We start from the raw sequence: 20172 nt of genomic DNA, 5'->3' as shown, positions 1-20172 counted from the left end.
CCACAAGTCGGATCGCGCCCGCAGGTTCTGCGGGCGGCCAGCCGTACCGATCCTTCTTGGCCCTCCCTGCCGTCTTGCTCTGCCTGCTTCAGCCACTGGCTTTATGCCCTTGGGCGCCGTCTGCTGGCGCGGATTGCCATTACCAATGGTTATCCGCTTCGCGCGTCTTTTTCTAAAAATATGCGCCGCGAAATACCCGCAAGGCGAACCTGCTTCACCCTTGCGCCGGCATTTCAACGAGAAATGACCCTGGTGCGCATCCCACCCTTTGCCCGGGTGGGTCACGCATTGAAAATCTTTTGCAATTCGCCTGCCTCAACAGGCTTTCTGCCTGCCCCACCCAGGGCGGACAGGCGGTAGTCTGTTCTTTACTGTGTCAGTACTGGCCGTAAGGAGGCTGTCGGCGCCGTGTACCAACATGTTTAAGCACAAGAAGGAGAATTCTTGCAATGACAATGCAGAAACCTCTGCCTGATGCGGCAAGCTTCTGCCTGTGACAGCAAACTTGCCTGATGTCACAAGAATCGGCGCACTAGAGCAGATTAACTTTGAGAATATACATTCTCAAAGTTTAAGGCACGCTCACTACGGCATTTAACCGCGCAGATAAACTGCGCGTACGCCTTCGTAGCGAACGTCTGCTCACGCAGACGTCAGAGCAATTTAAAAGTTAAATTGCTCTAACACCAAAACAGGGAGACGTATCATGAGCGAAACCCCCACCCCCCCCGTGGGACAAGAAGAATCGCACACTCTCAAGCGTGGACTAAGTCAAAGGCACATTCAGCTCATAGCCATTGGCGGCGCCATTGGTACGGGTCTTTTCATGGGCTCCGGCAAAACCATCAACCTTGCCGGCCCATCAATCATTTTCGTCTATGCCATTATCGGGGCATTTTTGTTCCTGGTAATGCGGGCCATGGGTGAACTGCTTCTCTCCAATCTTAAGTACAAATCCTTCACGGATATGGCGGAGGATATCGTAGGCCCCTGGGCAGGATTTTTTGTCGGCTGGACCTACTGGTTCTGCTGGATCGTCACAGGCACAGCGGACGTTATCGCCATTGCCTCGTACTTCCATTTCTGGTTTCCGTCCCTATCCGTATGGATTCCATCCATCCTCTTTGTATTACTGATCATGGTTCTTAACCTTGTTTCGGTAAACCTGTTCGGCGAAATGGAGTTCTGGTTCGCTTCCATCAAGATTGTGGCCATCATGGCCATCATTCTTGCCGGAATCGCAATGGTGATGACGGGCTTTACGTCCTCGGTGTCGGGGCACGCGGCTTCTGTGTCCAACCTGTGGGAATATGGAGGATGGTTCCCCAAGGGGGCTTTCGGCTTCTTTGCGGGCTTCCAGATAGCAATGTTCGCCTTTGTGGGCATTGAGCTTATCGGCACCACTGCCGCCGAGGCCAAAGACCCCGAAGTCAACCTGCCCAAGGCCATCAACACCATCCCCTTCCGTATTATATTCTTTTACGTGTTCGCCCTGGTGGCCATCATGTGCATTACGCCGTGGTCGGACATTGACCCCGAAACCAGCCCCTTTGTGCATACCTTTGTGGCAGTGGGCATTCCGGCTGCGGCGAGCATAGTCAACTTTGTGGTGCTGACATCGGCGGCGTCCTCCGCCAACAGCGGTATCTACTCCACAAGCCGCATGCTCTACGGCCTCTCGCTGGTGGGCGTCGCTCCCAAGGCCTTCGGGCGGCTCTCTTCAAGCAGGGTGCCGGCCAACGGCCTGCTGTTCTCCTGCCTCTGCCTGCTGATCGGCGCGTCCATGCTCATTATCATGCCCACCATCATGGCGGCCTTTACCGTCATGACGACCATCTCGTCGGTCTGCTTCATCTTCGTGTGGTCCATGATTCTGTATTCCTACGTGGTGTACCGCAAGCGTCACCCCGAACGCCATGAAACCTCAAAGTTCAAGCTCCCCGGCGGGGTCTTTTCCTGCTGGATCTGCTGGATATTCTTTGCAGTGGTGCTCGTGCTGCTGACGTTTGAGGCTGACACCCGCATGGCCATGTTCACCACGCCCATATGGTTCATCATTCTTGGCATTGGCTACTTCATGAGCCACAAGAACCATGTCAGCAAGCGTTGAACGACTTGAAGTAACCCTTGTTGCACGACCATAAACAAAAGACCCGGCATTGCCGGGTCTTTTGTTTAGCGCTGGCTGCAACATTTTACCCCTGAAAAGGGTTACATGCTGCGATGGTACGATGCCACATCAAGAATTTCAGGTGGTGCGGCGTGGGGAAGGAGACCCTTTTACAAAGGGATCCCTCCCCCACAAAGCACTGGAAGTGAAACTGCCCCAAACCCGTTACAGGGGGTCAGACTCAATGCTGAAGGTCATGTCCTCGCCATCCTGCGCAACCACATACCGCAACCGCTCTTCAATCCTGTTCCGGGCATCAAAGGTCAGCACTATGGGTTCGCGCCGGCAGATGTCCTGAGGGCCGGACACATACTCGAATGCGCCGATGATGACCTCATCCCCTATCTGGCAGGTTCGGGCGGCCGCGCCGTTGAGAATGCAGCAGCGCGATCCGGCCTCGCCGTAAATAACATACGTGGATATGCGCTGCCCGCTGTTTTTGTTCCATATGTACACAAATTCCAGCGGCAAAATGCCCGCCAGCCTGCACACCTCGGGGTCAAGGGTAATGGAGCCGTGATAGTCGAGCGCGCATTGGGTAACCCGAATGCCGTGCAGTTTGGCGCGTAGAATCTTCAGCATGTTTCTTTCCCCCGTTCAACGACGGCGACTGGAGCATTTAACACTTGAAATGCTCGTGTACCCCACAAGAGGCGTAGCGGCAAACAGGCAAGGCTGTTTACGGACGCCATGTCGGCGGCCAGAATTACTCCAATAAAAAAAGGCCGCACAAGCGGCCTGGAAATTACGGGCTTCACACCAAAAGATCAATATGCCTTGATGTACTCATCCAGGTTTTCCGCTGAACAGTTGCGGCTGACCCAAAAGGCCGAGGCCCATACCATAAGGGCCGTCGCCTGCGTATCGTCCAGACTTTTTATTTTGGATTCAAGGCTCGACTTGCTGGCCCCGTGGCGCAGATGCACGCCGCCCACGTCGCAGGCGTCAGAAACACGCAGTATAAGATAGGAAAGCCGCGTGTGGTCGGGCATGAGTTTCATGTCCTTGTGGGCTTCAACAATGGTCTTGAGTTCCGGACCGCTGAACATGTGCTTTATGCTTGTGATAGCCCGAAAAAACGTATCTACAGCCCAGGGCAGGATAAACTCCGCTCCGGCGCTTTTGGTGCGAAAATAGTCTTTGAGCCAACGTTCTTGTTCATCATTAATTCGTGCTGCGACCTGCGGCATGATGCCCCCGGGAAAATAGCTGTGCTGTTGCAGTGCGCCCGGCTATAGGCTGCCGGACATCGTGTTACGCCATCTTCTATACTGCGCTACACTAGTTACAGCAAAGTTTCAAGATAAAATCTAGACTTATTTTTCAAAAATATTTTCAAGCAGTTCAACGAGATCCACGGGCACGCATTCTCTGGCAGGCTATTCCCACCACTGGCAGTCAACTTGCGCATATGCCCGCACTGGCGTAAAGCCAGCCTGTGTACAACCATCCGCAAGGACAAATCATGGCACCTCCCCCCGGCAAAGAGCACGCGTCGCAAAAGGCTGCCGCACTCGAAGCAGCACCAGCGGGTTCACGACCACCAATACTGCCTGGCGGCGAAATGCGCCGCGCGCTGATCCGCGCGCATGCGGCCACACTGCTCTTTGGCGTATCCGGCCTGTTTGGCAGGTTGTGCCAATGTTCGGCATCAGTGCTTGTGTGCGGCAGAGCTGGCTTTGCCGTGGTGGCCCTTGCCCTGCTGGGCATGAAAAAAAACCAGATACCCTGGCAAGGTCTTAAAACAAGCGAACTGATGGGCCTCATGATAACCGGGGTTCTGCTTGCCGCTCACTATGTGACCTTTTTTATGGGCATACAGGTCGGCGGAGTCGCGGTTGGCACCTTGGGCTTCGCCTGCTTTCCCGCATTTACCATGCTTTTTGAGTCAATGGCGTTCAGGGAACGCCCGAGCAGAAGAGAACTGCAATGCCTGGCCCTTGTTACACTGGGGCTCGTGTGTACCGCGCCCTCTTTTTCCCTGGCCCATGACGGCACGGCGGGCCTCTTGCTGGGGGTGATGTCCGGGCTTGCCTACGCGCTTGTGACCATTGCCAACCGCCGCTTTGCCGCGCATTTGCCAAGTCTGCAAACCACATGGTGGCAAAATGTGGTCACTGTTGTTTTTCTTTTGCCTTTCACGTGGTGGCAGTTCGCCGAGGTGCGGGCCCTGGACTGGTTGTGGATTGCCTGCCTGGGCCTTTTGTGTTCCGCATTGGCTTATGTTCTTTTTATCGGCAGCCTCACGGTGCTCAAGGCGCGGCAGGCTGCGCTCATCATTACCCTGGAACCTGTGTACGCCATTGTGGCAGCATGGATTGTGCTTGGCGACGTGCCCGGCCCGCGCGTCGTCGTTGGCGGCGTGCTTATTCTCGGCTCGGTTCTTTTGCTGAACAGGCGCTGACAGCCAGAATGCAGCAGTATGGAACGGTTAGAGCAGATTAACTTTGAAATGCTTCACATTTCAAAGTGTTCATTCAGTCGAAAAATATAATTTTCGGCTGAATCCACGCCACGTTGTGGCGCGCTGCACTTTCGTGCAGCGTTAGAGCATTTACACTTTTTCAAAGTTAAAATGCTCTAAAGCCCGGCGGGGATTCCCGCCGGGCTTTCAATATGGCAAAACCGTATTGCAAAAACCGCCAATGGCCGCCAGACAGCCCAGAGCAGTTCTACCGCAAGACGGCCCTAAAACGTGTCCTGCATGCCATACAGTTTTCCCGGCTTCTGCCCGGCCAGCCATGCGGCGGCCCGCAGCGCGCCCTGCGCGAAATTTTCACGCGAATGGGCCTGATGGGTAACTTCAATGCGTTCGCCAGGCCCCATAAAGTACACGGTATGCACGCCCACCACATCGCCGCCGCGTATGGCCTGAATGCCGATCTGCGCCTTGGGCCTCTCGCCGATGATGCCGTCGCGCGAAGAGCAGCGCACGTCGTTGAGGTTCCAGCCCCGCGCTTCGGCCAGGCATTCGCCCAGGGTCAGGGCAGTGCCGCTGGGGCTGTCCTTTTTGCGGTTGTGGTGCAGCTCCACCATTTCGATGTCGTACGTATCGCCCAGAGCGCGCGTCAGTTCCGGCAGAATCTTGCAGAGCACATTAATGCCAATGCTCATGTTGGACGACCAGAAAATGGGGGCGCGCTTTGCCAGTTCCCGCAGTTCTTCCTTTTCTGCATCCGTGAAGCCAGTGGTGCCGATAACGAGCGCACGGCCGCTTTCAGCCACGGTGCGGGCCGACTGCAGGCTCACGGCCGGCGCGGTAAAATCGATGGCTACCGCTCCCGGAGCCTGGGGCAGCACGGCTGTCAGGCTGTCCCCCACGGGGCACGGCGATCCTGCCAGCTTTCCCACGTGCTCTTTGCTGTCCACCAGACCGGCAAGGCTGAACGCCGGTTCTGCGGCTACGAGTTGGCTGATGGTTCTGCCCATGCGTCCGTTAGCCCCTACCACGATGATGGATGTGCTCATGCTTCACTCACTTTGCATTCAAATTATTCAAAAACCACACCGGCTTCACGCAACATGTCCAGAAATGCCCTCTCATTGAGAACAGGTACGCCAAGGGCTTGCGCCTTTTCAAGTTTGCTGCCAGCTTTTTCGCCCGCCACAAGATAGTTGAGCTTTTTGCTGACCCCACCCAAAGGCGTGGCCCCCGCGGCCTCGGCGAGCTTTTCGGCCTGGCCGCGCGGCATGCTCAGGCTGCCGGTAAAAAGTATGGTTTTTCCAGCCAGCGGGCCGGATGCAGGTGCGCCCCCTCCGGCTGCGCCGCCCTCTGCTTCGTGCCCGCCGATTTTTCCGGAGCGGCCGCCTTGCGGCCACAGGCCAAGGGCCTTGAAGCGGGCAAGCTGTTCCCTGTTGGCGGGACTGTCAAAGAAATTGCGGATGGAGGACGCCACCTCCGGCCCCACGTCAGGCAGGCCCTGCAAGGCTTCGGCATCGGCCTTTTCCAGTTCTTCCAGACTGTGAAAATGCACAGCCAGCGTGCGGGCGGTCTGTTCCCCCACATGGCGGATGCCCAGGGCGCTGATAAGGCGCGGCAAGGTAGCGGTATGCCTGGCCTCGTCAAGCGCGCCCACAAATTTCTGCGCCAGCACCTCGCCCATACGCTCAAAACCCAGCAGTTCCTCAACCGTCAGGGTGAAAAGATCCGCCGGGGATTCTACGCGGCCGCTGTTGACCAGCTGTTCTATCCACTTTTGCCCAACACCCGATATGTCGAGCCCCGCCTTGGAGACAAAATGACTGATGGCCCGCAGCCGGATGGCGGGACAGGCCATATTTTCGCAACGCCAGGCGGCTTCGCCTTCCTCACGGTACGCGGGCTGCCCGCAGGCAGGGCAATTGTGCGGGAAAGCATATCCTTTCGCGCCAGCCGGGCGTTTATCAAGCACAGGCCCCACCACTTCGGGGATCACGTCGCCAGCGCGGCGCACCATGACCGTATCGCCCACGCGCACATCGCGGCTGCGTATCTCGTCCTCATTGTGCAGGGTCGCCCGGGAGACCATAACGCCGCCCACGGCTATGGGCTCAAGCACAGCCACTGGCGTCAGCACGCCTGTGCGGCCCACCTGGATTTCAATATCCTTCAAAAGAGTCTGCGCCTGCTCGGCGGGAAACTTGAAGGCAACGGCGAAGCGCGGCGCACGCGCCGTGAAGCCAAGGGCCTGCTGGGCCTCGAGGTTGTCCAGCTTTGCCACTGCGCCGTCAATCTCCATCCTGAACTGCGGCCTGTGCTCCCTGACCCATTGGGCGTAGTTTTCAACAGCCTGGACGCTCTCGCACAATTTGCCGTCTGGCGGAGTGAGAAAGCCGTATTCCCTGAGCCGTGACATGGCTTCAGACTGCAGCGTACAGGCCGGGGCGGGCTGCCATTGGGCCTCGCCCAGGCTGTACGCCAGAAAACGCAGGGGCCGTGACGCGGTGATGGAGATATCAAGCTGGCGCAGGGTTCCGGCGGCGGCATTGCGGGGGTTGGCAAAGCTCTTCAGCCCCAGGGCTTCCTGTTTTTCGTTGAGGGCGGCGAAATCCTTTTTGTACATGACAACTTCGCCGCGCACCTCCAGTCGGGAAGGGAAAGGCCCAGGCCCCGCAAGGTGCAGGGGCACGGTGCGGATGGTGCGCACGGCCTCGGTGACCACTTCGCCTGTTTCGCCGTCGCCACGCGTGAGGGCCTCATGCATGATGCCGTCAACGTAGATGATTTCCAGCGCCAGCCCGTCAAGCTTGGGGTCGCACCAGAAACTTTCCGGCAGGGGGCCGTTAAGGCTGGCATCCCAGGCGCGGCGCATGCGCTCGGCAAAATCCTGCCACTGCTCCATAGAAAAAACATTGTCCAGACCGTACATCTGGCGGCTGTGCGCCTTTTTGACAAGCCCGTCGATGAGCTTGCCGCCCACGCGCAATGTGGGCGAATGGGGCGAGCGCAGTTCGGGCCAGCGGTCTTCAAGGGCCTGCAGTTCGCGAAACAGGACGTCGAACTGATCGTCGCTGATTTCGGGTTTGTCCAGAGTATGATAAAGATAGTTGTGCCGTTCAAGCTCCGCCGTGAGCCATTGGACGCGGCGGCGCTCTTCGGCTGTGGGGCCGGTGGAAAAGAGGCTGTGCTGGGACTGCCCGCCCTGATCATTGGTATGCTGCGACATGAAAAACCCTGTGCGGCTGCTGGCAAGCCTGACGCTACGCGAGAGCCTTTTTGTCCGCGCCGTAAACGCCCGCGCGGTTCCATAAAAAACGGGTGGAAAAGCGGCGGGCATCGTGCACCGCCGTTATTACAGGCGATTTACGGCCTGCTGACTCTTATGACCTGCCCAACTGCTATATAACCCAAAACCAGTAAAAGTTTTAGGGGGTGGGGGCGTGGGGGAGGAGACCCTTTTCCAAAAGGGTCCCTCCCCCACAAAACACATTTCAAAGTAAACGCTGATTTATTCCGTTTGGCGGCGTTGCTTCACTTTTTTTGAAACAGTCAAGGACGGAAGAGTCCACTCCTGCTTCAAAAAAAGATCGCGCCTTGCCAACCGAAACAACTGCGCGTTTCCAACAGGCTCTTTAATCAGTGCTTTCTTAAATGCTCTAGTCGGGCAAGGCAATCAAGCGCGCCCGCAACACCCGGATGCGGTCGCGCAACTGGGCGGCCTGCTCGAACTCAAGATCACGGGCGGCCTGGCGCATTTCCTTTTCAAGCTTGGCCACCAGCAGAGCCGTATCCTCGGCAGTAAGCGGAACGGCGTCCGGTTCCTGCCCCTTGCCCTTGCCACGGCCCTTGCCGCGCCCGCGTGAAGCGCCATCTTCCACATACAAACTATCCAGCGGAGATTCAAGGCTTTTCCGTGTGCTGGTGGGCGTGATGCCGTGTTCTTCGTTATGCGCCGTCTGTCTGGCGCGGCGGCGCGCTGTTTCGTCCATGGCGGCCTTCATCGAATCCGTCATCTTGTCGGCGTACAGGATGACCCGACCCTGCGCATTACGCGCGGCGCGGCCAAATGTCTGAATAAGCGAACCTGTGGATCGCAAAAAGCCTTCCTTGTCGGCGTCCAGAATGCAGACAAGGGACACTTCGGGGATGTCCAGACCCTCGCGCAGCAGGTTGATGCCCACCAGCACGTCAAACTCGCCCATGCGCAGCGCGCGGATGATCTGCATGCGCTCAAGGGTGTCGATGTCAGAGTGGAGATAGCGCGCACGCACCCCCATGTTGCAACAGTATTCCGTCAGGTCTTCGGCCATGCGTTTGGTCAGGGTGGTCACAAGCACCCTCTCGCCCCGGCTGACGCAGCCGCGGCACTCGCCCAGCAGGTTTTCCATCTGCCCCCTGGTGGGGCGAACCTCCACCACGGGGTCCACTAGACCTGTGGGCCGGATGATCTGCTCGGCCACAATGCCCTGCGCCTGATCGCGTTCGTACTTGCCCGGCGTGGCCGACACATAGACCACCTGATTGAGCAGGGCCGTGAATTCGTTGAACTGCAAAGGTCTGTTGTCCAGGGCCGACGGCAGGCGAAAGCCGTAGTCCACAAGGGTGGTCTTGCGCGAGCGGTCGCCCTTGTACATGGCTCCCACCTGCGGAACGGTAATATGCGACTCGTCCACAAAAAGAAGAAAATCCTTGGGAAAGTAGTTGAGCAGGCATGAGGGCGGTTCGCCCGCCACGCGGCCATCAAGGTGGCGGGTATAGTTTTCGATGCCGTTGCAGTAGCCGAGCTCTTCAATCATTTCAAGATCAAGCTGTGTGCGCTGTTCAAGGCGCTGGGCCTCCACAAGCTTGCCCTGCTCTTTGAACAGAATAAGCCGCTCCGCCAGTTCGTCGCGTATGTCGCTGGCGGCGCGCTTGAGGTTGTCCTGCGCGGACACGAAGTGGCTGGCCGGGTACAGCACAGTCTTGGACACATCCGCCAGCACTTCGCCTGTGAGGGGGTCAATTTCGCGCATGGCGTCGATATCGTCGCCAAAAAATTCCAGCCGCAGGGCGCGCTCGTGATGGTAGGCCGGTATGATTTCAAGGGCGTCGCCACGCACGCGGAAGGTGCCTCGGTGAAAATCGTAGTCATTGCGTTCGTAATGCACTTCCACAAGGCGCGTGATGATTTTGTCCATGGGAAAATGCTGGCCCACCTCGACGGGAATGACCATCTTGGCGTAGTATTCCGGCGAGCCGAGGCCGTAGATGCACGAGACAGAGGCCACGATTATGACGTCGCGCCGCGTGAGCAGGGCGTGGGTGGCGGCGTGGCGCAGCTTGTCGATGTTGTCGTTGATGGAGGAGTCTTTTTCGATATAGGTGTCAGAGGCGGGCACATAGGCCTCTGGCTGGTAATAGTCGTAATAACTGACAAAATATTCCACGGCGTTGCGCGGAAAAAGCGCGCGGAATTCGCCGTACAGCTGTGCGGCCAGGGTCTTGTTGGGCGCAAGCACCAGGGCCGGACGGTTGCAGCGGGCAATCACGTTGGCCATGGTAAAGGTCTTGCCGGAACCCGTGACGCCCAAAAGCACCTGGGCGGGCACCCCTGCCTGAATGTTGCTCACCAGTTCGTCAATGGCCGTGGGCTGGTCGCCTGTGGGAACATACGCTGTTTCCAGGCTGAAAGGGGTAGCGGACTTGTCTTCCATCATGTTCTGTTTTGGGGTAAGAGGGTGTGAAATAATACGCTAACCACGGGATGTGCTATGGAAAAGATCATCGTGCCCACGCAGTTCGACCTGCCGCTGGACAGAATTTACATTGTGGCCGCAACGCTCAAGACCTTCAAGGGCCGCCGCCATGTGGACGTGCAGGTTTTTCGGCCCAACGGCGGTGATGAAGAACTGGAAGCCCTGCGCGGCCTTGGCCTGGTGGCTCCCCCCGACCCGTCCATTCCGGCCGAAGTGCTTCAGGGCGCTACGGAAGAAGCCGCCCTGCGCTGTATTCTTGAAGCCTTCACTGCCGAAGAAAGTCGCGCTCTGGCGGACTACCTTGAGCAGCGCTATGCCGATCATATCGAAAAAATCACCGTCTGTCCGATGGACATACCCGTTCCCATGGGCGTAGCGCCCCTGGCGGGCATTACCGAGGGCAAGAGCACGGGCTTCATCCGTTTTGAAACCGTGCGCGACTACCCCCTGCCCTTCGTGGCTCACGGGTATTACGATCTGGAAGCCCACGCTCCGCTGGACAGCGAATAGTCATAGCCTTCACGCCAGGGCTGCCAGACCTGCTCGTCAGACACCTTGTGGATTGTATCCCCGCAGATGACATGCTCCGTTGAGGGCAGTCCGACGCCGGGCTCCACATCCGCAGGGGGCGCCAGAGCTTCCCGCAGCCTTTGCACAAAGGCCTCTCGAGGCAGAAGAACCCCGCCCATCTTCATGATGTGCGGGGTTTCCTGTTGGCAATCCAGCAAGGTCACGCCGCGCAGGCGCAGCAGGGCCACAAGACCGGCCAGGGCCGCGCGCGACGCCTCGGAAACAACATGAAACATCGACTCGCCAAAAAACACCCTGCCAAATCCCACGCCATACAGCCCCCCGGCCAGTTCTCCATCGCGCCAGGCCTCCACGCTGTGGGCAAAACCCATGGCGTGCAGGCGGTCATACGCCTCGATCATCGCAGGCGTGAGCCATGTGCCGCCATGGGGCGTGCGTGCCTGGGCGCAGGCCCGTATGACCCTGCCGAAGGCCGCGTCAAGGGTAAGTTCAAAGGGCTTTTGTCGTAAGGCGCGGGCACTGCGGGCAGGAAGGCGAAACTCCTCCAGCGGCAGCACGCATCGCGGGTCCGGCGACCACCAGAGTATGGGCTGCCCGGCCTCGTACCAGGGAAAAATCCCCCGGCTGTAGGCCGCCAGCAAGCGCTCCGGCCGCAGGTCGCCCCCAAAGCAGAGCAGGCCGTCTTCACGGGCCGCTTCAAGCGGGGGAAACTGGGCGGCCAGTGCCGCGAAGATCGTCTCCACAGCCTGCCGCCCCGTTGTCAAACCTTGCTCTTGGGCGGCTTTTTGGCTGCTTTTTCGCTTTTTGCAGTGCCAGCCTTGCCCTGGCTTTCCGTCTTGCTGGAAGAGTCCGCCTTACTCCTGGCGCGAGGCTTGCCGCCGGGTTTTTCCGACGTGCCTGGCTTGCCGGACGTTCCCGACTTGCCGAGCGCGCCGGATTTACCGGACTGACCAGGATTGCCGGATTTACCCGAAGTGCCGGATTTGGCCTTTGCGCCACCGGACTTTTCAGCTTTGCTGCCAGCGGCGGATTTGGCGCCTTTCGCCTTCTTGGTCGTGGCCGCCCTGGTGGGCGTTCTTGCCTCGACACCGGTCGCGTTGAGCACAAGCGCGTCATCAACAACGTCAAGCCGCGCGCTGCCCCCCTTGGAGAGGGAGCCGAACAGCAATTCGTGGGCCAACTTGTCTTCCAGTTCCGTACGCAGCAGACGCCGCAGCGGTCTTGCGCCCATGGCGGGGTCAAAGCCCTTGCGGGCCAGCCATTGCCTGGCGTTCAGACTCAGATCAAGCTGCACGTGCCGCTGCTCAAGGCTGTGGGTGATTTCACCAACAAACTTGTCCACGATGCGCAGCATCATGTCTTCGGTCAGGCTGCCAAAAGGCACAAGAGCGTCGAGCCTGTTGCGGAATTCGGGGCTGAAGGTATTTTCCACAGCCTTGAGGCCCTTGTGGGCCGCATCCTGCCGCGACGCGCCGCCGAACCCCATGGCCGGACGCGACATGTCGAAGGCCCCGGCATTGGAGGTCATAATCAGGATCACGTGCGAGAAGTCCGTTTTCCTGCCCGTATTGTCGGTCAAGGTGGCGTAGTCCATCACCTGAAGCAGCACGTTGAAGATATCGGGATGGGCCTTTTCCACTTCGTCCAGCAGTACTACGGAATACGGGGCCTTGCGCACGGCTTCCGTGAGCAGGCCGCCCTGATCAAAGCCCACATAGCCTGGAGGCGCGCCGATAAGACGCGACACCGAGTGCTTTTCCATATACTCGCTCATGTCATAGCGCAGAAACTCCACGCCCATGAGCTTGGCAAGGCTGCGGGCCACTTCTGTCTTGCCCACGCCAGTGGGGCCATAGAACAGAAAGGCTCCTGCCGGGCGCTGCTCCTGCCCAAGACCCGCACGGGCGCGCAAAATGGCCCGCACCGTAAGCTCGATGGCCGGATCCTGGCCGAACACAAGCTCCTTGAGGTCTTTTTCAAGCGAGGCAAGACGGTTGCGTTCCGTGCCGGACACGGTACGCACGGGAATGCCCGCCATGCGCGCCACAATGCGTTCCACATCGGCCACGCCCACCATGGGGCGCGCCATCCTGCCGCCCGCAGCGATCTTGCCGGCAGAGCCGCCAGCAGGCTGTTTGCGAGCGCCATTCTGAACGCCACGTCCCAGATGGACGGCAGCGCCGGATTCGTCCAGCACGTCGATGGCCTTGTCGGGCAGCAGGCGGTCACGTACATGCCGGGCCGTCAGATCAACCATGGCCTTGACGGCGGCCGGGCTGTACCTGACCTTATGGAAGTCGGCATAGCGCTTTTCAAGCCCCTGAAGGATGGCAAGGCATTCCTCGGTATTCGGCTCAGCAAGGTCTATGCGCTGAAACCGCCGGGCCAGAGCACGGTCCTTTTCAAAGTGGTTGCGAAACTCTTCATAGGTCGTGGAGCCGATGCAGCGCAGGTCGCCGTTGGCCAGCATGGGCTTGAGCAGGTTGGAGGCGTCCATAGAGCCGCCGGAAGTGGAGCCCGCGCCCACAATTGTATGAATTTCGTCAATAAACAAAATTGCGTCCGGAATTTCCATCAAGCGCTGCACCACAGCCTTGAGGCGGCTTTCAAAGTCGCCCCTGTAGCGGGTGCCCGCCAGCAGCAGCCCCATATCCAGGGCGAACAACTGGGCCTTGGCGAACATCTCCGGCACGTTGCCCTCAACAATACGCAAAGCCAGACCTTCGGCCAGGGCTGTCTTGCCCACGCCGGGGTCGCCCACAAAAAGCGGATTGTTTTTGCGGCGACGGCACAGCACTTCCACCGCGCGGTCAAGCTCGGTCACGCGCCCCACCAGGGGGTCTATCTTGCCCTCGCGGGCGCGAGCCGTAAGGTCTACGGCGTACTGGGCCAGAGGATCGGTCTTGCCTTCCTTGTCGTCAGCGTCGCCGCCCTGGCCAGCGCCCTTGGAGCCGCCGCCCTCGTCCATGCCGTGCGACACGAAGGTCAGGACATCCAGACGCTCCACGCCCTGCTTGCGCAGATAGTAATGGGCATAGCTTTCTTCTTCGTCCATGATGGAAATGAGCAGATCGCCCAGTTCCACGGTGTCGCGCCCGGCGGAACGGATATGGCTCAAGGCGCGTTCAAGCACGCGCTGTACGCCTTCTGTCTGGGCCACTTCATGGCTGCCCGCCAGAGGCACGACTTCCATTTCGCGGTTAAAAAATTCTTCAAGCTGCTCGCGCAGCACGGCCACACTGGCCCCGCTGCCCTCAAGCAGAATACGCCCGCGCATGCTGTTGGTAAGAGCAAAAAGGACATGCTCCACAGTCAGCAGGTCGTGGCGACGCCGGTGCGCTTCCATAAGGGCGTCACGAATGACGCTTTGAACACTCTTGCTCAACATAGGCATCTCAATAAATTTTTTCCATGGTGCATTTGAGGGGGAATCCCGCAGCCTTGGCCGCCTGATGAACCCTTTTCACCTTGGTCTCTGCTACTTCATGGGTGTATACACCGCACTGTCCCACGCCATGCTGGTGTATTTTCAGCATGATGACGGTGGCCTCTTCCGTGGATTTGTGAAAGATGCTGCATAATACAGCCACCACAAAATCCATACTGGTGTAATCATCGTTGTGCAGGAGCACCCGATAACGGTCGGGCTCCTTCAATTTTTTTTCCACAATGATCTGGCTTTCGCCGCCATTCTGGTTCTCGTTACAAACGGGCATGCAATTGCTCCACGGCACAAGTATTCAGCGCTGTTCAGGGAAAACTTGGCAGTCTTCATCCGGCAGCCCCAGCTGCCGTCGCCATGCCCGCCTCTGCGTTTCGTCAAACACAAAGGATCGGCGGGGGGGCAGGTTGTTGCGGTGCAGCCAATCCTGATGCAGCTGATGATAATTCTTGGTACTGATTGTCACATTGTCAAGGCCCAGGCTTTTCTGCACGGCATTGATGGCCTCTGCCGGGCCTTCCAGTTCCGCGCCCTGCATGAAGGACAGAGTGTCCAGCTCCACTTCCACGCCGTTCAGACGCCAGGGCTCGCGGACCTTCTCATAACGCGCGGCAGGGCTGTAGCCAAGGCCTTCAAGTATAAGGCGCATGGCGGCGGCATCAGCCACCCCGACCTCGCGCTCATCCCGCACCTTGCAGTGTTCCGCCCCGGCCGGGGGCGCAGCGGGCAGCTTCAGGGTCAGTACGCAGCGGGCCTTGTGGGGCCACTCCTGGTTGCGCAGGCGCAGCAGCCGCCCACTGGAAAAAAGGTCGCCCTCCGGCGTGTCAAAAACCGTATTGCTCTCAAAGTGGGCGCCAAGGCAGCGCGCGCCGTGCTCACGCAGGCGTTCGCGCAGATCGTCAAGATCAACATCCGGGAATTTACGTTCCACTTCCAGCGCCATGGCTATTCCTCCGGCCTCTGGCGTCGGTGAAAAAGACGCTGTTGCAGGGCCGCGATGGTGGCAATGCCGCCCTTGTCGTCGCCAGGATGCACAATGGGGTCAAAACCCAGCCGCCGGGCCTGGGTGAGGCGCAATTCCTGCGCGGCCACAGGCCGTATCTGCCCGTTGAGGTCCACCTCGCCCCAGAGCACGCATTTTTCCGGCAGCGGCACATCATAATACGATGAAAGCACGGCGGCCACCAGCGCAAGATCCAGCCCCGGCTCGTTCAGCTTCATGCCGCCGCCCACCTTGGCGTAAATATCCACCTGCCCGAAATTGAGTTTAAGACGTTTTTCCAGAACGGCCAGCAACAGGTGCAGCCGACCGACGTCAAAACCAAGGGCAGCCCGGCGCGGAATGCTCAAAAAGGTGCGGGACACAAGCGCCTGCACTTCGACGGCAAGCGGGCGCTGGCCATCCACGGCCATGACCACGGCTGTGCCGGACAGCGAAGCGTCGCGCTGGCCCAGAAAGAAGGTGGAAGGGTCGTCAACGATCTGCATGCCCTGCTGCCCCATGCGGAAAACCAGCAGTTCCTCGTTGGGGCCAAAGCGGTTCTTGAACACACGCAGCAGGCGGAACATCTGGCGGCGGTCGCCTTCAAGCGAAATGACCGTATCCACCATATGCTCCAGCAGGCGTGGCCCGGCGAGCACGCCGTCCTTGGTCACATGGCCCACCAGAATGAGCGTGCAGCCGAGGCGTCGGCAGGCTTCCAGCAGGGACGTGGCCACAGCCCGCACCTGACTGACGTTGCCCGGCAGGCCCTCGGCCTCAAGGCTGGTGAGGGTCTGTACAGAGTCCACCACAAGCAGGGCCGGATTCTGCGCGTTGGCGGCCTCCACCACGTCTTCCACACGGGAAGTGGCGAGCGCCAGCAGATTTGCGTCAAGCATGCCAAGGCGCTCCGCCCGGCCCTTGATCTGCGGCAATGATTCCTCGCCGCTGGCGTAGAGCACGGGGCGGCCTCTGGCGGCCATCTCTGCGGCCACAAGCCCCGCCACCTGCAATAACAGTGTGGATTTTCCTATGCCGGGTTCGCCGCCCACAAGAATGGCCGCTCCGGGCACAAGCCCGTTGCCCAGCACCCTGTCCAGCGCCTGCAGGCCGCTGCCGTAGGGTTCGTAGCCGGAGTCCTCCACGTCGCACAGGGATACAGGACGCCCGGCAGGAGTCTCGCCACCCACAGACGTGCGCGCCTTGCCTGCAGAGCGCGCCTGTACGGACGCTTCCAGAGTGTTCCACTCATGGCAGCCGGGACACTGCCCCCGCCATTGCATGGTCTGTGCCCCGCAAGAGGAGCATACATATATTTCACGTAGTTTCGCCATGATTCAAGATTACGGAAAAAGTCCGTGTGGCGCAAGCTGGCGGGCATGCTTCCGCGTAAATGGTAAAAAATTCAAAGAGAAGCGGTACTATCCTGCTCGCGCGCGGCACAGCTGAGAGGCTGCGGGCCGCGGCGGCGCTTATGGCCTGCGCACCGCGGCCAGAACCGTGGCGCAAAAAATGCCGCCAAGAATGGCCGCCGTACTTATGCCAAGGCGCAGGGTGAAGGCCTCCCCCATAAACAGCGCGCCCCCAAGGGCCGTAATAAGCGGCACGCTCAACTGCACCACGGCGGCCGTGGGCACGCTGAGCCTGGGTAAAACGGAATACCACAGCACATAGCCAAGCGCCGAGGCAATGCCCCCGGCGGCGAGGGCGCAGAACACGCCCGCAAGGGGCAGCGCCGGGCCGCCTCCCCATGCCACGCCACCTGCCCCGACTCCGGCCACGACTCCGGCCCCTCCTCCGGTATGTCCCAACCAGGCCAGGGGCAGAAACAGCAGCGCCAGCGGCAGGCAACGCACAAAATTGCCCGCGGTGGCGGCCACGGGCGCGCTGTTGCGGCGGCCCAGCAGCGTATAGACGGCCCACGACACGCCGGAAAGAAAGATGATGGCCGACGGCCACAGGGGGGGCGCGTCCAGACCCGGCAGCAGCAGGTACACAAGGCCCGCCATGGCCAGGGCTATGCCCAGCGTCTGAGCGCGGCTGGGGCGCTGGCCAAGGGCCACTCCCGCGCCCACCATGGTTGTCTGAACGGCCACGGCAATAATGAGGGCCCCGGCGGCGGCGGGCAGATTGACATAGGCCCAGGAAAAACAGGCCATATAGGCAAAAAGGGCCAGAGCCGCGCCCCAACTGCCGAACCGCAACACCCGCTCACCGCGCAGCCGCAGAAACAGCCACAAGACAAAGGCGGCGGACAGGGAACGCAGGACGGTATAGCTCACGGCGTCCATACCCGCCCCGGCAAGGGCCATACGGCACAACAAGGAGTTTGCCGCGAAAAAAGTCATGCAGACCAGCGTGATGACCGCCGTGAGAGCCATGCCGTTTTGGCGCGCGCCATTGGAACGGCTGCCGCCCGAAGTCATTGAGGGTCCCGTGAACCTTGCAGCTTGCGGAAAATGGTACTGCGGTTGACCTGAAAAAGCTCGGCCACGCGCTGCACCGAACCATGCACCTCAATGGCCTTGAGCAGAAAATCGCGCTCCATCTCCGCCATGATCTCACGCAGAGGGCGGCGCGCGCTGAGGACTTCTTCCGAGTAGCGCGAAGCGTCGTTGCTCACGCCGGAAATCTGCGCGGGCAGATCACGCGGAGAAATAAGCGGCCCCGTGAGGGTGATGACAAGACTGTGCACGAGGTTCTGGAGTTCACGCACGTTTCCGGGCCAGGCATAGGCGGCCATCATGTCCAGGGTCACGTCCATAAAGGCCATGACCTTGTGGTATTTGGCCATATAGTGTTCCAGAAAGTGTTCGGCCAGCAGGCGCACGTCTTCACAGCGTTCGCGCAGGGGCGGAATGCGCACCGTGGCCACATTGAGGCGGTAATAGAGGTCGCGCCTGAAGGTGCCCGCCTCCACGCTTTCGGCCAGGTTGCGGTTGGTGGCCGCAATGATGCGCACGTCCACCTTGCGCGGGCTTGACGCGCCCACGCGCATGATTTCCCCGTCCTGAAGCACCCGCAGAAGCCTTGTCTGCATGGACAGGGGCAACTCGCCCACTTCATCCAGAAAAATGGTGCTGCCGTCGGCAATTTCAAAATATCCGGCCTTGCCCTTGCTGGAGGCCCCGGTAAACGCGCCGGGCATATAACCGAACAGCTCCGATTCCGTAAGGGTTTCAGAGATGCCGCCGCAGTCCACCTTGAGCAGTATCTTGTCGCGCCGTTCCGAAAGGCCGTGGGTAAAACGGGCAAAAACATCCTTGCCAGCGCCCGTTTCGCCCAGAATAAGCACGGTGGCGTCCGTAGCGGCAAAACGGCGCAAAAGCGAGACCACCTCGCGCATGACCGGACTGGCGCAGACAGGTTCACGCACCTTGTTGCCCTCATTGGTAATGTAGGCCAACTGGTCGTTGATCTGATCAATGAGTTTGCACTGCCCCGTCACCTGGTCCTGCAACTGCACCAGCAGGGTAATGTCGCGCGCAAAGGTGACCACAAGGCAAAGGTCACCCCGCGAATCAAAAACGGGAAAACCCGTCAGCACCAGCTTTTTGCCGTCCTTGAGCTGCTGCACATGTGTGGCGGGCCGGCCGGTACGCACGATTTCCGGGTTCAGAATGTGGTCAAAAACCCCCTCCTCCACCAGACATCGTACGTTCTTGCCCTGCAACTGCGCCTGCGTAAGGCCCGTCAACTGCTCGTACATACGGTTGACGCGCAGGCTCGTGCCCGAGGCGTCACTGATGAAAACGCCCTCGGGCAGGGCGTCAAGTATGCGCTCCACATGTTTTGAAAGCAGTTCCTGAGAACGGTCGGCCATATTTCAACCCGGTACATGCTGAGAAATCAGTGTGAAATCTGCACCCGCTCGCCCAAAATGTCCAGAGCGACCTTTTGCAGCCTGTCCATATGGGTTTTATCAAGACTCACTTCGCCCATGGGAACATCTCTGCCAAGAAAGTGGTACTTCTGGGTACCCAAACGGTGATAGGCCAGCATTTCGTAGCTGACGCGCCCATAGGGCCTGATGAATTCCGCTATGGCCCTGATGGCGTCCTCGCTGTCATTGAATCCGGGAATGACGGGCGTGCGGACCAGTATGGGCACATCGGGAAATTCCTCGGCCAGAATACGGAAATTTTCAAGGATGCGGGCATTGGGCAGGCCTGTATGCGCCTCGTGCACAGCGCTGTCCATATGCTTGATGTCATAAAGAACGTAATTCAGATAGGGCGCGGCCTCGCGTACTGTTTCAGCGGGCACCATGCCGCAGGTCTCAACGGCTGTTTTTATGCGGCGGGTGCGGGCTTCACGCAGCATGGCCAGGGCAAAACCGCCCTGCAACAGGGGTTCGCCGCCCGAAAGGGTCAGACCGCCGCCGGAGCGGGCGTAAAAGGGCATGTCCTGCTCCACAACGCGCAGCACATCGTCAACCGTGCGCTTCTTTCCATATACCAGCAAACCCTGGGCAGGACAAACCGCGGCGCAGGGCATGTCGCACCCCGCGCAGTGACTGCGTTCGATGACCGGCTTGTCATCGTCGCCGCAGGTGATGGAACCGTGGGGACAGGCGGGAACGCAGTGTCCGCATTTGGAAATGTCAATGCAGCGGCCATGATTGCAGGCAAGTTCCGGATAGGGCTTCTGCGACTCGGGATTGCTGCACCACTCGCACGAAAGGGAACATCCCTTGAGGAATACAATGGTCCGTATGCCCGGCCCGTCGTGTACGGAATATTTTTGAACGTTGAACACCATGCCTTGCTGCTGGCTGTCATCCAGGCACATATTCCCTTCCTTTGCGAAGTCGGTTGATCGGTGCGGTTCAAGGGCTGCCCGCGCAAAAAAAGCCTCTGCGCGCGCAGCCCTCAACACAGTAATGCGGGGAAG

16 protein-coding genes are annotated in these 20172 nt (G+C 59.5%); 3 read left to right on the top strand and 13 right to left on the bottom strand.

The window, feature by feature from the left end; all coding sequences use genetic code 11:
• The first annotated feature begins 706 nt into the window (after positions 1-706).
• Entirely contained in the window at positions 707-2110 is a 1404-nt protein-coding gene (cycA, locus tag ACZ5DH_RS03405; protein ID WP_464255752.1) for a D-serine/D-alanine/glycine transporter, read from the top strand.
• A 225-nt stretch (positions 2111-2335) separates the two neighbouring features.
• Here the strand turns inward: cycA and panD are convergent, their stop codons facing one another.
• Complete coding sequence (panD, locus tag ACZ5DH_RS03400; RefSeq protein WP_464255751.1) at positions 2336-2752, bottom strand: aspartate 1-decarboxylase; 417 nt, start codon at positions 2750-2752, stop codon at positions 2336-2338.
• Between the two features lie 185 nt (positions 2753-2937).
• Positions 2938-3360 (bottom strand): hypothetical protein, encoded by a 423-nt coding sequence (locus ACZ5DH_RS03395; protein WP_464255750.1) that lies wholly within the window; start codon positions 3358-3360, stop codon positions 2938-2940.
• Positions 3361-3635: 275 nt separating this feature from the next.
• Between ACZ5DH_RS03395 and ACZ5DH_RS03390 the strand changes: the two genes are divergently transcribed.
• Positions 3636-4574, top strand: a complete 939-nt coding sequence (locus ACZ5DH_RS03390; protein WP_464255749.1) for a DMT family transporter — start codon at positions 3636-3638, stop codon at positions 4572-4574.
• Between the two features lie 284 nt (positions 4575-4858).
• On the opposite strand, the gene dapB is transcribed toward ACZ5DH_RS03390, so the two are convergent.
• The 3 genes from dapB to uvrB form a co-directional block, all read right to left on the bottom strand.
• Positions 4859-5638, bottom strand: a complete 780-nt coding sequence (dapB, locus tag ACZ5DH_RS03385; RefSeq protein WP_464255748.1) for a 4-hydroxy-tetrahydrodipicolinate reductase — start codon at positions 5636-5638, stop codon at positions 4859-4861.
• Positions 5639-5661: 23 nt separating this feature from the next.
• Positions 5662-7815, bottom strand: a complete 2154-nt coding sequence (gene ligA / locus ACZ5DH_RS03380; protein WP_464255747.1) for an NAD-dependent DNA ligase LigA — start codon at positions 7813-7815, stop codon at positions 5662-5664.
• Positions 7816-8245: 430 nt separating this feature from the next.
• Positions 8246-10282: an excinuclease ABC subunit UvrB gene (gene uvrB / locus ACZ5DH_RS03375; protein ID WP_464256495.1), complete on the bottom strand. Its 2037-nt coding sequence runs from the start codon at positions 10280-10282 to the stop codon at positions 8246-8248.
• Positions 10283-10339: 57 nt separating this feature from the next.
• Here uvrB and ACZ5DH_RS03370 point away from each other — a divergent pair, with 57 nt between their 5' ends.
• Positions 10340-10834: a hypothetical protein gene (locus ACZ5DH_RS03370; RefSeq protein ID WP_464255746.1), complete on the top strand. Its 495-nt coding sequence runs from the start codon at positions 10340-10342 to the stop codon at positions 10832-10834.
• Here the strand turns inward: ACZ5DH_RS03370 and aat are convergent.
• The 8 genes from aat to hpsH all read right to left on the bottom strand — a co-directional run bounded on the left by aat (position 10795) and on the right by hpsH (position 20070).
• Positions 10795-11598: a leucyl/phenylalanyl-tRNA--protein transferase gene (gene aat / locus ACZ5DH_RS03365; protein ID WP_464255745.1), complete on the bottom strand. Its 804-nt coding sequence runs from the start codon at positions 11596-11598 to the stop codon at positions 10795-10797. The two genes, ACZ5DH_RS03370 and aat, sit on opposite strands and share 40 nt — an antisense overlap.
• A gap of 17 nt (positions 11599-11615) precedes the next feature.
• Complete coding sequence (gene clpA / locus ACZ5DH_RS03360; protein ID WP_464255744.1) at positions 11616-14243, bottom strand: ATP-dependent Clp protease ATP-binding subunit ClpA; 2628 nt, start codon at positions 14241-14243, stop codon at positions 11616-11618.
• A gap of 7 nt (positions 14244-14250) precedes the next feature.
• Positions 14251-14571 (bottom strand): ATP-dependent Clp protease adapter ClpS, encoded by a 321-nt coding sequence (gene clpS, locus ACZ5DH_RS03355; RefSeq protein ID WP_464255743.1) that lies wholly within the window; start codon positions 14569-14571, stop codon positions 14251-14253.
• Between the two features lie 24 nt (positions 14572-14595).
• Positions 14596-15240, bottom strand: a complete 645-nt coding sequence (locus tag ACZ5DH_RS03350; protein WP_464255742.1) for a class IV adenylate cyclase — start codon at positions 15238-15240, stop codon at positions 14596-14598.
• Positions 15241-15242: 2 nt separating this feature from the next.
• The gene (radA, locus tag ACZ5DH_RS03345; RefSeq protein WP_464255741.1) at positions 15243-16613 is read right to left on the bottom strand and encodes a DNA repair protein RadA; all 1371 of its coding nucleotides are present in this window, start codon (positions 16611-16613) and stop codon (positions 15243-15245) included.
• Positions 16614-16751: 138 nt separating this feature from the next.
• Entirely contained in the window at positions 16752-17705 is a 954-nt protein-coding gene (locus ACZ5DH_RS03340; RefSeq protein WP_464255740.1) for a DMT family transporter, read from the bottom strand.
• Positions 17702-19102, bottom strand: a complete 1401-nt coding sequence (locus tag ACZ5DH_RS03335; protein ID WP_464255739.1) for a sigma-54 interaction domain-containing protein — start codon at positions 19100-19102, stop codon at positions 17702-17704. Before ACZ5DH_RS03335 ends, ACZ5DH_RS03340 begins: the two co-directional genes overlap by 4 nt.
• 26 nt (positions 19103-19128) lie before the next feature.
• Complete coding sequence (gene hpsH / locus ACZ5DH_RS03330) at positions 19129-20070, bottom strand: (2S)-3-sulfopropanediol dehydratase activating enzyme (protein WP_464255738.1); 942 nt, start codon at positions 20068-20070, stop codon at positions 19129-19131.
• Between the last annotated feature and the right edge of the window lie 102 nt (positions 20071-20172).

Source organism: Desulfovibrio simplex (genome assembly GCF_055387835.1).
This window is presented reverse-complemented; position numbering and strand designations above follow the sequence as displayed.